Origin of the sequence: Proteus sp. G2674, assembly GCF_009915195.1 — a bacterium.
GTDB classification, from domain to species: Bacteria; Pseudomonadota; Gammaproteobacteria; order Enterobacterales; family Enterobacteriaceae; genus Proteus; species Proteus mirabilis.
The window spans coordinates 113777-126627 of the sequence record NZ_JAABLS010000038.1; the positions used below are offsets into that span (position 1 = coordinate 113777).

At 35.2% G+C, this 12851-nt stretch carries 12 protein-coding genes; 4 read left to right on the forward strand and 8 right to left on the reverse strand.

Annotated features, from left to right (window positions below):
- Positions 1 to 36 precede the first annotated feature (36 nt).
- The 3 genes from GWI58_RS14875 to GWI58_RS14885 are packed head-to-tail and all read left to right on the forward strand — an operon-like array spanning position 37 to position 4470.
- Positions 37 to 1776 carry a type I secretion system permease/ATPase gene (locus GWI58_RS14875; protein WP_110229802.1) on the forward strand — a complete coding sequence of 580 codons (1740 nt, stop codon included), beginning with the start codon at positions 37 to 39 and terminating at the stop codon, positions 1774 to 1776.
- 16 nt (positions 1777 to 1792) lie between these two features.
- Positions 1793 to 3118 carry an HlyD family type I secretion periplasmic adaptor subunit gene (locus GWI58_RS14880; RefSeq protein ID WP_094959612.1) on the forward strand — a complete coding sequence of 442 codons (1326 nt, stop codon included), beginning with the start codon at positions 1793 to 1795 and terminating at the stop codon, positions 3116 to 3118.
- Between the two features lie 50 nt (positions 3119 to 3168).
- A complete protein-coding gene (locus tag GWI58_RS14885; protein WP_237611710.1) occupies positions 3169 to 4470 on the forward strand; it encodes a TolC family outer membrane protein in 1302 nt (433 codons plus the stop codon).
- Positions 4471 to 4958: 488 nt separating this feature from the next.
- On the opposite strand, the gene arnT is transcribed toward GWI58_RS14885, so the two are convergent.
- On the reverse strand, positions 4959 to 6593 hold the full coding sequence (arnT, locus tag GWI58_RS14890; protein WP_237611711.1) for a lipid IV(A) 4-amino-4-deoxy-L-arabinosyltransferase: 1635 nt from the start codon (positions 6591 to 6593) through the stop codon (positions 4959 to 4961).
- Positions 6594 to 6956: 363 nt separating this feature from the next.
- Positions 6957 to 7295 (reverse strand): carboxymuconolactone decarboxylase family protein, encoded by a 339-nt coding sequence (locus tag GWI58_RS14895; RefSeq protein WP_004244914.1) that lies wholly within the window; start codon positions 7293 to 7295, stop codon positions 6957 to 6959.
- A gap of 131 nt (positions 7296 to 7426) precedes the next feature.
- Here GWI58_RS14895 and GWI58_RS14900 point away from each other — a divergent pair, with 131 nt between their 5' ends.
- Complete coding sequence (locus GWI58_RS14900) at positions 7427 to 7810, forward strand: DUF1992 domain-containing protein (RefSeq protein ID WP_036894309.1); 384 nt, start codon at positions 7427 to 7429, stop codon at positions 7808 to 7810.
- A 39-nt stretch (positions 7811 to 7849) separates the two neighbouring features.
- Here the strand turns inward: GWI58_RS14900 and GWI58_RS14905 are convergent, their stop codons facing one another.
- From GWI58_RS14905 to GWI58_RS14930, 6 genes are all read right to left on the reverse strand, one after another.
- Positions 7850 to 9424, reverse strand: coding sequence for an AbgT family transporter (locus GWI58_RS14905; RefSeq protein WP_004244916.1), 1575 nt, complete (start codon positions 9422 to 9424; stop codon positions 7850 to 7852).
- 623 nt (positions 9425 to 10047) lie between these two features.
- A complete protein-coding gene (mrpJ, locus tag GWI58_RS14910; RefSeq protein ID WP_004244917.1) occupies positions 10048 to 10371 on the reverse strand; it encodes a transcriptional regulator MrpJ in 324 nt (107 codons plus the stop codon).
- A gap of 21 nt (positions 10372 to 10392) precedes the next feature.
- On the reverse strand, positions 10393 to 11220 hold the full coding sequence (gene mrpH, locus GWI58_RS14915) for an MR/P fimbria adhesin subunit MrpH (protein ID WP_004244918.1): 828 nt from the start codon (positions 11218 to 11220) through the stop codon (positions 10393 to 10395).
- 21 nt (positions 11221 to 11241) lie between these two features.
- Positions 11242 to 11790 (reverse strand): fimbrial protein, encoded by a 549-nt coding sequence (locus GWI58_RS14920; RefSeq protein ID WP_041701024.1) that lies wholly within the window; start codon positions 11788 to 11790, stop codon positions 11242 to 11244.
- A 10-nt stretch (positions 11791 to 11800) separates the two neighbouring features.
- Positions 11801 to 12286 carry a fimbrial protein gene (locus GWI58_RS14925; protein ID WP_161769314.1) on the reverse strand — a complete coding sequence of 162 codons (486 nt, stop codon included), beginning with the start codon at positions 12284 to 12286 and terminating at the stop codon, positions 11801 to 11803.
- Between the two features lie 12 nt (positions 12287 to 12298).
- Positions 12299 to 12844 (reverse strand): fimbrial protein, encoded by a 546-nt coding sequence (locus tag GWI58_RS14930; RefSeq protein ID WP_004244923.1) that lies wholly within the window; start codon positions 12842 to 12844, stop codon positions 12299 to 12301.
- Positions 12845 to 12851: the final 7 nt, after the last annotated feature.

Genomic DNA, 12851 nt, shown 5'->3' on the forward strand with positions numbered 1-12851 from the left:
GTACTAAAAATAGACAAATTAAATCAGGAATACCACATGCCACAAATAAAATATAATAACGAGATAACAAGTATCATAAAAGAGAGACGAAAAGTTTTTCTCTCTATTGGACTATTTACCGCTTTAATTAATATATTAATGTTAGTCCCTTCTATTTATATGTTACAAGTTTACGATCGAGTATTACCATCAGGTAATGAAATGACACTATTGATGCTAACAATCATTATGTTAGCTCTATTTATCTTTATGGGAGGATTAGAATATTTAAGAAGCATTATTGTTATACGCATGAGTAATAAATTAGATTTATCACTTAATTCAAGGGTTTACACATCGGCTTACCGAGAAAAATTAAATAAAATAGCGAATATTAACCCAACATTAGCATTGACAGACCTAATTACTTTACGACAATTTATTACTAGTCATGCCATATTCACTTTCTTTGATCTACCTTGGTTCCCTATTTACCTTTTAGTTATTACTTTATTTAATCCTTGGTTAGGATTATTTGCACTTTGTGGTGCCCTTATCTTATTTGCTTTGGCTATCCTTAATGAATATCTATCTAAAAATCATTTAAAAAAAGCGAACGGTTTTGCCAATCAAGCACAACTAATACAAAGTCATCATTTAGAACATCCACAGACTATCGAAGCGATGGGAATGCTTAGCCAGCTACGTAAACAATGGCAAACAGCTCATTTCAAATACTTACAAGCACAAACACAAGCCAGTGATAATGCAGCCGGTATTAACGCTATCACAAAAGTAACACGTATGGCATTACAATCTTTAATGCTAGGTTTAGGGGGATGGCTTGCTATTGATAATACTATCAGTCCTGGAATGATGATTGCCGGTTCAATACTTTTAGGTCGAGCATTGGCCCCTATTGAGCAAGTGATCAATGTATGGAAAAGTTGGGATAGCAGTAAAGCAGCCTACAATAGATTGACAACTTTATTAAAAACATACCCTCAAGAAAATAAAAAAATGGCCTTACCTAAGCCTCAAGGCCAATTACTTGTTAATATCGATGAAGCCGTATACCCACACAGTGACAGAATATTACTAAATAATATCAATTTTGCTCTATTACCGGGAGATATACTAGGAATTATTGGCCCGAGTGCTTCTGGTAAGTCTTCTTTAGCAAAATTTATTGTCGGTATATGGCAGGTCAAAAAAGGCATTGTGCGATTAGATAATGCGGATATCTTTCAGTGGAGTAAAGAAGAAATTGGCCCACATATTGGTTATTTACCGCAAGAAATCGCCCTTTTCCCCGGCACTATCGCTGAAAATATCGCACGCTTTACTGAGGTTGATCCTCAAAAAGTGATCCAAGCCGCCAAAATGGCACATGTACACGAGATGATTTTACGCTTTCCTCAAGGATATGAAACCCAAATTGGTGCTCACGGTGAAGGATTATCCGGCGGACAAAAACAACGTATTGCATTAGCCAGAGCATTATATGGCGATCCCACATTAGTTGTCTTAGATGAGCCAAATTCTAATTTAGATGATTTAGGTATTAGAGCATTAACACAGGCGATCGAAACATTAAAACAGCATAAAAAAACCGTTATTTTAATTACCCACCAAAAACAGCTACTTTCCGTCACCAATAAATTATTAGTGATATTTGATGGAAACACCAAATTATTCGGTCCAACGGCTTCTGTTATTGCTGAATTAAATAATCCAACTATCACAAAAACGGCAAACACTATTTCTTCAACACCAGCAACCTCAAATAACGCTTAATTTTTCGGAATTGATTATGACTATAGAAAAAAATGTTATACCACTGTCAGAAAAAATTTCAGATGATCCAAAGAAATTTCTCGTTATTGGATGGACTGTGGTTTTATTAGGCTTAGCAATTTTTATTTTTTGGGCTGCTTTCGCGCCCCTTGATAAAGGAGTTCCTGCAATAGGAAACGTAGCGATATCGGGGAATAAAAAAAGTGTACAGTCATCTGTTGAAGGCATTATTACTCATATATTTGTAAAAAATGGTGATCCGGTATCAGCTGGACAAACTCTGATACAGCTAAGCCCTATTCAATCTCAAGCCTTAGTAAAATCGTTATCAGAGCAATATGATAATTTACTGATCACTCAACAAAGATTATATGCTGAACTTAATCAACAAACTTCATTTAAATTAAATAATAACGAGAAATACTATTCATCTACTGAAAATAGAGAGAAGTTATTACTACAACAAAATCGTTTATTAAATGAAAAAAGTGCAGAATTAATAAGTGAAATAAATGGTTATAAAGCAGCTATCGATGGCATTACTGGTCGCCTAACCCATCTAAAGCGCTCAATTCAGAATAAAAAGAGTCAAATTAGTAATCTACAAAATCAGCTTAATGATTTACAAATATTAGCTAATGAAGGATATATTCCTCGTCATCGATATCAAGAAATGATAAGAGAATTAGCAGAAAATAATAATCAACTCAACGAGACTTTTGGGCAAATAAGTGCATTAGAAAAACAAAAATTAGAATATGAGCAAAGAATATTGCAACGTAATGCCAATTTCCACCAACTAGCTCGAACAGAACTAAATAAAATACAATTACAAATCAGTGAAACAGAAAAACAACTTATTATAGAAACAGATAAATTAGCTAAAATGGCAATTATCGCACCGATATCGGGTACTGTGATGGATCTTTCTGTTTTTACCCAAGGTGGCTTTGTAAAAACAGGTCAGACATTAATGGACATAGTGCCTGAAGATCATCAACTTGTTATTGAAGCACGCCTTGCTCCACATCTTATTGATAAGGTAACTCCTGGCCTTCCCGTTGATTTGATCTTTAGTGCCTTTAATCAAAATACCACGCCAAAAATTCCTGGTGAAGTAACGATTATTTCTGCCGATAGATTAATTGATGAAAGAACAACTGAGCCATATTATCAAGTTCTTATTAACATAAAAGATTATACATTATTAGCAGATAATAAAAATAAATTGAAAGCAGGCATGCCCGTTGATGTATTTATTAAAACTGGTGATCGCTCATTATTAAATTATCTTTTCAAACCAGTATTGGATAGGCTCCATACTTCATTAACGGAAGAATAATGATGCTAATAAAAAAACTTTTTACACTTTTTTCCGTAGGACTCCTAAGCTTGCCAGCTTCAGCGGTTACATTGTCTGATCTCTATTTTTTAGCGATTAAACATGATCCCACATTTAATGCAGCTGTAAAAGAGCAAGTAGCAGGTAAAGAGTATGAAAATATCGGGTTATCACAATTGCTACCCAATATTTCTGTCAATTACAAAAATAATCCTCGCAACTGGCAACGTAAGTCTTATCCAATAAATATATTTCAGGATAAAATAACAACAGTGGAGTATCAAAACTATCAAAGCTATTCTGTCAACGCGATTATTAGTCAACCACTATTTGACTACACCGCATTTAGTGAATACAAAGCTTCTATCATTAAAACATTATTAGCAGACAGTCATTATCAAAATAAATTTTCAGAATTAATCATTCGACTTATTGATAATTATATTCAAGTTGCTTATACACAAGATAAATTATTGCTAAATCAAGCACAGCAAGAAATCTATCAAAAACAACTAGTTTCAAGTCAACGCCTATTGGAGTTAGGAGAAGGAACCAAAACAGATATTGCTGAAATAGAGACTCGTTTATATTTAACCCAGTCACAATATACCGATCTTCAATTAGAAATTGAAAAGGCTAAAAACAAACTCAGTGCTATGATCGGTTCACAATTGCCTACTCATGAGCACATCGCAAAGCTAACTGATACAAAGTTTGTTCTTCAATCACTGGCTCCCGATGACTATTCCACATGGGAAAAAAATGCCATACAAAATAACTTAAAGATACAATCTGCTCGTCATGAAATGGCGATAGCTAAACAAGAGATTGAGAAAAATAGAGGAGAATTTTTCCCAACAGTACAATTTTATGCTGCTTACTCTAGTAGTAATTCTGATAGTAATAATACCATTAACCAGAAATACCAATCTGCTAACGTGGGTTTTTATGTCAGTATGCCTTTATTTAATGGGGGTAAAACAACGGCATCAATGCGTCAGTCGACAGCAAAATATCAGATGAGTGCATTTGAAAGGGATGCTATTATTCAAAATATTATGCAGGAATTAAGATATCAATATCAAATTTGCTCAACGAGCCATATTAAATTGATGGCTTTTGAGCAAGCAGTTAGTTCCGCTAAGTTACAATTAAATGCAACACGAAAAAGCTATATTGGTGGTCAGCGAACGATGGTTGATGTGCTTAATGCGGAAGAGCTTTTATATAGAGCGCAGCAAGATTTAATCAAAGCCAAATATGATTATATTCAAGCTTGGGCATTATTACATCAATATACCAATACTCTAGATATTGAAAAAATAAAAATTATTGAAAACTATTTTCAGTAGCTGAAAATATATAATTGATTTAACTCAATACTATAATAAAAGCCCTATAATTAATCAGGTTATAGGGCTTTGCGTCTATGATAGTTAGTCTAATAGATTACTTAGCTTATTAGCATATCGTATTTTCATCACTTCTTTTTATTACCGTACAACATTAATACACGGTGAGTAAGAGCAATTGATGCCAGACCGATAATACATTCAGTTAAAAAAATCAGCATAAATTCCCCCTATTCATGAGTACATTTTGTCTGGGTGGGGGTTCTGATAAAGTTAAGTGACTTGTCATATAGTGCTTAGCTAACTCCGTTCTAATGGACACATTTTAAACCTACCATTAAAACGACAAAGCGCAAAATATATTTACCGACAAATTCTGTTTTTTAATCTAGATCACATATAAATCACACGAAAAGCAAAATCGTAATACATGATCAGTACTCACTGAGAAAAAACATCACAGCAAAATAAATATTAAAGCAATTCAGCTAATTAAAGAACACCAGCGTTAAATCGCCCTCTTTTTCTACTATCGGTTTTTCCTTTAATGTAGTCAATTTAGTCAAAATCTGCTTTCTATCAGGTCTGACTAAAACAATCGCTACCCCTTTATATTGGTTTGCTTCGATTAATGCTAATAGCTGTTCAAGGCTATAGTATTTATTTTTTACATCTGGGTAATTTAAACCATAAGCCAACTCACCTTTCGTCTCTGTTAAACGGATATCAGTCCGTTTTAGTCCCCAAGCAAGTGATGTACCAATACCAACTTCATCCGTTAAAAGATACGATTTATTACTTAAAGGCTCATAATAACGTTGGATAATATTTTCTGGTGTACTCCTACTTTCTATCTTTTCTGGGATTGCATAGCCAATAACTAAACTTAGTCCGATAGAGCAAAACATCGTTAAAAACTGTGTTTGTCTAAACAGCGCCCCCGCACCAATCACACTCCAAAATAAAAACCCACTTATTGCTAACACTATTTTTAACGTTTCATTCGTATCATAAAGCTCAAATTTGGCACTGTATAAAGAATAGATAACGGCTGATATACCCATTAACCCAAAAGCAATATTGATAGATGCGTTCAGTTTACTGATTTTCTCATCAGGTCTATCTTTTAACTCTTCGATATAGTGTGCAATTAAAATAGATAATGGCACAAAGCACGGTAGCATATAGGTTAATAGTTTTCCTTTTGAGGCTGAGAAAAAAGCAAAAAAGAGAGCAAACCACAGCAGAAAATAGAGTGTACCTTTTTTTAAAGAGAAAGCTGATTTTAATGCACCAAATAAAAAACCTAGCCAAGGCAATACACCCAATATAACTATCGGGATATAGAACCACGTTGGTTGTGAGCGAGCAGACTCTTTAGCAATAAAACGCTGTACATGTTCAACCCAGAAAAAATAATTCCAATAATCCGGTGCTTGTAATGCAACAGTAATCACCCAAGGTCCAGCTGTAATAGCGAGAGCTAACAGTGCAATAGAGGAATAGCAAACCACTTCTTTAAAGCGAGCTTGACTAATTGCCATGACTAAAAAAACTAATGCAGGTAAAACAACCGCAATAAAGCCTTTTGTTAAAAAACCAAGTGCGCAAAAAAAGCCAATACCCATATAAGTAATTATTTTGCCCTTTTTATTCGGGGTCGATAACGCAACTAAAAATGAGTACATTGCAGCGGTCACAAACAGCGTCACAATAGGATCTAATATATTATAAGTACCTATTGCTAATACCAGAAAAGAAGATAAAAAAACGGTCATAGCATTAAAAGCAAGAGCGCTATTGCGCCAAACTACCATTGCCGCTTTATAAATAAGCCATCCTGTTAATAAGGTTGATGTTACTACAACAATACGCACCGCAAAATGGCTTTCACCAAATAGCCACTGAGCAATACAATTGATCCAATATCCTAAAACAGGTTTTTCAAAATAACGAATATCAAGAAGATAAGGCACTGACCAATTGCCAGAAACTAACATTTCACGGCTAATTTCAGCATAACGAATTTCATCTGGTTGCCATAACAGTCGCGTTTCTAAAGGAATAAAATAAGTTAATAAGATAAATAGGAAAAACAATAACCATTTATATCTTTCTGTCATCGCTATATTCATAATTCCTCAAATAAACGCACTACATTATTTATCAACATCAATTAGTCATAATATTTTATAAAAAATTCAAATATATTTATTAAAGCTTTATTAATAAAAATAGAGAAATAAAAAATATTATTAAAAATCAAATTGTTATCTTTTATTTTTTTACGTAAAAATACTCACAATTCCTTTATGTTTTTATAAAAAAGGTTATCAATAATAATTTCCTTTTGGCATTTCACGAATATAACTAATACCATTAGTAATCATTAAGAAAAACTAAAATATAAGTGAGCCACTATAAGCTTTAAAACCCAAAAAGCCAGCAATATGCTGGCTATAATGATAACTAAATTTTATTAAATACTATTGACTAAATTCTTTAAAAGCACCCATGGTATTGGACGCATACATCACAGAAGGGCCCCCTCCCATATAAATCGCGACGCCCAATGCTTCTGCAAGCTCCTGCTCTGTCGTCCCTAATTCAACTAGAGTTTTAGTATGAAAACCTATACAACCATCGCAACGATTAGCAACAGCAATGGCAATAGCAATCAGCTCTTTGGTTTTAGCATCGAGCACACCATCTTTAGAGCTTGCTTTGGTGGTACTCATAAATGACTTCATAACTTCAGGAATATTTTTAGATAATGCCCCCATATTCCCCGAGATGTCTGTTACTATTTCTTGGTACTTGCTCATTTTACTCTCCCTATAACAATATATATTTTTATATAATATAAAAATATAATATCATTTTATGTGATTTGATCAAGTGAAATTAAGTTTGTTATTTTATTGATTACATTAGTCATTAATGTTGAGGCTGAATAATGTCAATTCTTGATGAATGGGCGGAGCGCCACATTGAAAAGGCGTTGAAAAATGGTGAACTCTCTTCTTTGCCAGGAGAAGGTAAACCCTTGGTATTAGATGATAACAGTCATGTTCCTGAGTCTTTGCGGGCTAGTTATCATTTGCTTAAGAATGCCGGCTTTTTGCCCCCAGAAATGCAAGATAGAAAAGATGCATTATCTTTAGCTGAAATATTAAGTTCACTTTCAGAAACTGGCATCAAAGATGAACAGTTACAAAAAAAACTCACTTTACTCGAATTAAAATTACAACAGGCAGGAATGGACACACAGTTTCTACATACGGACTATGCAACCCAATTAACAGAAAAGTTAGCAACACATAAAGATAAACACAAATAAGCCTATACATCCTTGTATAAGCTTATCTAAAGAATAATATTATCCCGCATGCGGTGAATAATAAATTGGCGATCCAGGCCCTACAGGTAAGTGGAAAACAAACACCCAAAGGTAGAATAACAGTGACCAACCAATTAAGAAGATAATAGAATATGGCAACATCATCGAGATCATGGTTCCAATACCCGTATCTTTCTTATATTTTGTGGCAACCGCTAAGATTAAACCAAAGTAACTCATCATTGGCGTAATAATATTCGTCACCGAATCACCTATACGATAAGCTGCTTGAATAGTTTCTGGCGCATAACCTGCCAGCATTAACATAGGAACAAAAATAGGCGCCGTTACTGCCCATTGTGCGGAAGCTGAACCAATCATTAAATTGATAAAGGCGCAAATTAAAATAAAGCCCAAAAATAGCAACCCACTTGGCATATCAATACTGTTGAGTAAAGCTGCACCTTTAACAGCGATCACTTGCCCTATATTTGTCCAGCCAAAAAAAGCCACAAATTGAGCAGCAAAGAAAATAATTACTAAATAAAGACCTAATGTGCTCATAGAGTTTGCCATGGCATCGACAATATCTTTATCTGAACGCATAGTCTTGGCTATCCAACCATAAACAATACCGGGGATAGCAAAAAATAAGAAAATAAATACAACAATGGATTTTAAGAATGGTGAGTTACCAATTAAACCTGTTTCTTGGTTTCTTAATATGCCATTTTCAGGTACGACAGTGAATGCCAGAATGATGGCCATCACAATAAATGTTCCTGTTGCTGCCCATAGTGCTTTTTTCTCAAGAGGGGTAACTTGCGCAGCATTTTTTAGATCAGTTTCTTCATCATCTAATTCATTACCATTATAAGGCCCTAACTGAGGCTCAACGATTTTTTCTGTGATGATGTAGCCTAAAAATGTAATTAAAAAGGTGCTGACAAACATAAAGTACCAGTTTGCTTCCGCACCAACAATATAGCTTGGGTCAATAATGCGTGCTGCTTGTTGTGTAATACCTGATAATAATGGATCGATAGTCCCTAACAGCAAGTTAGCTGAATATCCACCAGATACTCCCGCAAACGCAGCAGCAATCCCCGCTAATGGATGACGACCTAGCGAATGGAAAATAATTGCCGATAGCGGGATCAAGACAACATATCCTAATTCAGCTGCAGTATTTGACATAATACCTGCAAATACAATGGCTAATGTGGTCATTTTGCGTGGAGCTTTCATAACCACTAAACGCATAACGGCTGATAATAATCCCGCTCGTTCAGCTATTCCGACACCGAGTAAAGCCACCAGTACGGTTCCTAAAGGAGCAAACCCTGTAAAATTGGTAACAATATTAGCAAGAATACGTCGTATACCATCAGCATCAAGTAAACTGATAATATGAATATAACCATCTTCAGCGCGCCCTTTAGCGCCTTCTGGTCGTGGATCTTGTACTGTAACGCCGAAGTATTCACCAACTGCTGAAGATACAAGTAAAATAGCAATTAAAATAATAAATAAAATAACGGGATGGGGGAGTGCATTTCCAAGCCATTCCACTGTGCGTAGAAAACGACTTCCTCCCTGTTTTTTTGTTTGCATGATTTATCCTTTTTATAAAAAAACAGAAAATGCACAGTACACAACCAAATTTGTTTTTACTATCCGTAAATACCTATCATATAAATGATATTATCTAAAATTAACACTCAAACAATGAAAAAAAATATAATTTAATTAATATAAAACAATAAGTTAAAAAATACACCATCAATTATAGATAACAAACATTAAAATCAATTTATAATATCTAAAATTAAAAAATGCGCGCAAGTTAACACTTTTTAACATTTTAAAGTCTATTTATTAACCTTTGCAGAACTAAAAACTCCTTAAAAAGTACATAAAAAGCTTCGAATACTCTAATAAACCTGATAATAACGGCTGAAATTACTATTTATAGTCACATCATTACAAGAATTAACTAAGAGATGTTAAAAAATAAGTCTATTTGTGACTAAGTGGTATGATAATAAAATAGGAGAAAAACCTAATAATAGCGTAGTAAATAATAGAAAAATAATAAATGAGTTTATTAGAAGAGATAAAATAAGTCAGCTTTCAACATAAAAAAACGGCAAGGTTGCCCTTGCCCTACCAATAAGGTAATCAATCAAAGAAATGTAATATCTAGCAAAACATCAATATGTCATATCGACTTAATATCAATAATGAAAAGCATCAGGTGTTGCTTGAGCAATAACATAATTGCGCTTATCTATTCCTTTATTATTTAATGAAGGCTTTTTTACGTAGCAATCCTCAAAAAACCAATAAATGGGTGTATTTAAATAGAGAGCTAACAACACTAAATGTCTGAGATCTATTTTGTTCATACCTCGTTCATAGCGAGAAAACTGTTGCTGGCTGACACCAATTTTTTTAGCCAGCTGCATACCGGTATAACCCAGCTCTTTACGTTTTTTTTGGATCTTTTTACCTACAGAAGCATTTACATCTATATTCGCAAAATCAAAATTCATCATCATAATATTCACCCACTATCATGATTAAGGCATGGTTAAAATAATTGAACCGGAACCGGAGAAACGACCAGGAGCTACCCGTCCATTCGTGCGTAGCGTTGAACTCACAGAGACTGGCGCTGAACCGCCTGCTGGAACATTTACCGTAACGCCTTTTTCACCAGGATAATTGTTTAGATATAAATCAGCATATAAACTCTTATCTGCACGCAGAGGTACCCGCCCACTATCAGAGCCAGATGCGATAACCAACACTTTCATTGCTAAATTACAGGTTACATTGATTGTTTCAGAGCGCTTAGCACCACTTAAACTAGCTTCATCAATATCACCATAGTTAAGGTTCACCGCACCTTCAGATATTTTACAAGCACCCACTGGTGGTGGTGCGATACCGCATAGTGAACCTGGTAAGAGTTTTCCTCGTGGTGATATACCACTTGAATTCGGTTGATAGAATAATCCCACACACTCTTGGTTAGAGTTTAATGAAGGTCCCCTGTGGGTGGTTTGCCCTTCAATAGGGAATGATCTATTTTTAAGTACTACATCACGAACTTCAGCTAAAGTACGTAGCTTTTCAATTCGAGCAATCTGAAATGCAGGATTTCCCCCAGTACCATTTACTGTATGTTTATGGTTTACTGTGACATAACACACAGGCCAGCCATAACAAGGATTTAATATTCCTGAGGTTTCTGGATCCCAACGCTCAATAACATAAGTATAAGTGGCGTTAGAAGGTGTCCCTGTTGATTCTGTTATATAAGAAAAAATAGAGGCCATCGCAGGTGCTGAGAAAAGCCCCGCTATTAAGATAAATATCGCCGGAAATCGTTTAAATATAAACATGTAAAACCTCAATCTTCATTATCAGTCATAATTCAAATAGAAGGTGGCTATTGCACTAAAAGGACCACGTTTAATCGACTTATTCGCAATCGCATCCGGCTCACCTTGAATAAAGGCATAAAAATTCAAAATAGTGTCACCCGCAGTTAATGACATCTTGTCTGTTTCTTTATTTATAGGTAGAGCATTACCATTTTCAGACTCTAATCCCACCGCAATGCCTGAAGCTTGGCTGCCCGGGCTTATTGCCAAAAATCCTTCTCCTGCCATTGCTTGATTTTCCTCTCCTTTAAAGGTTATTTTGACGCTTTTACCGATTGAGAGATCACATTCTGACAGACGTAATTGAAATAACTTGCTTGGCGTTCTTTTATAGGCATAAAGGTTTTTATCAGGAATATTGCCAAAATCGAGTACCACGGTTTCATCACCCGGTTTTATGGTACAAGGCTCATCAACTAATATGCCGTGAAAATAGAGGTTGTCTGGTATTGCAAAAGCCGTTGAAGTTAACCCTATTGATACAGATAGACCCAATATGAACCGGATCGATAATGTTTTAATTTTCATCAAAACGCTCCTATTGGTATTCTGCTAATAAGGTGGCTGAGACTTCAAATGCCCCTTCAGGCAATGTACTTCCCGGTCTTTTTACTGGAGCAGCTTGAATAACCGGAGGCGAATCTGGTGAAATCGCAATACGCTCATTTAGCTTAAAAGGCTTACCATCTTGAGTTAAATGAATACCTAAATCGGGAATATTGGTTTGCAACGCCGCCTCATCAAACTGGGTTTTAGGTCCGATAATTGATAATCCCAAATCCCAGCCTTTTAAATTAGCGTCGCATACCAAGGTATAATTCACCGATTCGGTATAGTTAATACCATCAACTTTATTAATACCGACGTTCTTACCAAAAAAAACCTCAATCCGTTCGTCATTACTGATAACACAAGGAGGTGGCACTAATAATGTTCCGAATAATTTTAAATTAGGCGAGTCTGCCGCCATTACTGCTGTAGAATTTAGTAATATAATCAGACAAATAGATTGCAATTTATTCATCGTGTTGCCCCTTTACTGATAATCTACATGAAGTGTGGCATTGGCAACAAAATCTCCACCAACTAGTGTTTCTCTATTATCACGCACAGGGATCGCTTCTAGTTTAGGCAAATTGGGATAGGTAAATTTAACCGCTGAGCCTAATCCTAATAATTTACCTTGATAAAGAATGCGTACCCCTAATCCCGTAATATTAGTTTGTAGGGCATTACTATCGAACCCTGTTGCATTACCTGTTATATAGACTTTCATGGCGTTAGTCGGTCTTTTTTGGCAAGTCGCGGTATATTCGATAGGTTGCTTATAATTGCTATCATTAATACGCGTACTCATTACTTCGCCAAAATTCACCTCGATCATCTTGCCGTCATTGATTAAGCAAGGAGGTGGAGCAATGACGTTTCCAGTAATATTGATATAAACAATCCCGGGGGTCGCTCTTATTACTGCTCCTGCAGGTAAGTTAGCAACAGCAGTAGAACTCAGGCCTCCAGTAAATGTTGCCAGAATAAAAACCAACACTGCCTTGCTTGGGCTAAACCACTGTTCCATAACCATAAATCAG

Excerpts from the sequence above, each read along its gene's own strand:
- GWI58_RS14875 (WP_110229802.1), top strand. The coding sequence starts at position 37 with ATGCCACAAATAAAATATAATAACGAGATAACAAGTATCATAAAAGAG.
- GWI58_RS14880 (WP_094959612.1), top strand. The coding sequence starts at position 1,793 with ATGACTATAGAAAAAAATGTTATACCACTGTCAGAAAAAATTTCAGAT.
- arnT (WP_237611711.1), bottom strand. The coding sequence starts at position 6,593 with ATGACAGAAAGATATAAATGGTTATTGTTTTTCCTATTTATCTTATTA.
- GWI58_RS14895 (WP_004244914.1), bottom strand. The coding sequence starts at position 7,295 with ATGAGCAAGTACCAAGAAATAGTAACAGACATCTCGGGGAATATGGGG.
- GWI58_RS14900 (WP_036894309.1), top strand. The coding sequence starts at position 7,427 with ATGTCAATTCTTGATGAATGGGCGGAGCGCCACATTGAAAAGGCGTTG.
- GWI58_RS14905 (WP_004244916.1), bottom strand. The coding sequence starts at position 9,424 with ATGCAAACAAAAAAACAGGGAGGAAGTCGTTTTCTACGCACAGTGGAA.
- mrpJ (WP_004244917.1), bottom strand. The coding sequence starts at position 10,371 with ATGATGATGAATTTTGATTTTGCGAATATAGATGTAAATGCTTCTGTA.
- mrpH (WP_004244918.1), bottom strand. The coding sequence starts at position 11,220 with ATGTTTATATTTAAACGATTTCCGGCGATATTTATCTTAATAGCGGGG.
- GWI58_RS14920 (WP_041701024.1), bottom strand. The coding sequence starts at position 11,790 with ATGAAAATTAAAACATTATCGATCCGGTTCATATTGGGTCTATCTGTA.
- GWI58_RS14925 (WP_161769314.1), bottom strand. The coding sequence starts at position 12,286 with ATGAATAAATTGCAATCTATTTGTCTGATTATATTACTAAATTCTACA.
- GWI58_RS14930 (WP_004244923.1), bottom strand. The coding sequence starts at position 12,844 with ATGGTTATGGAACAGTGGTTTAGCCCAAGCAAGGCAGTGTTGGTTTTT.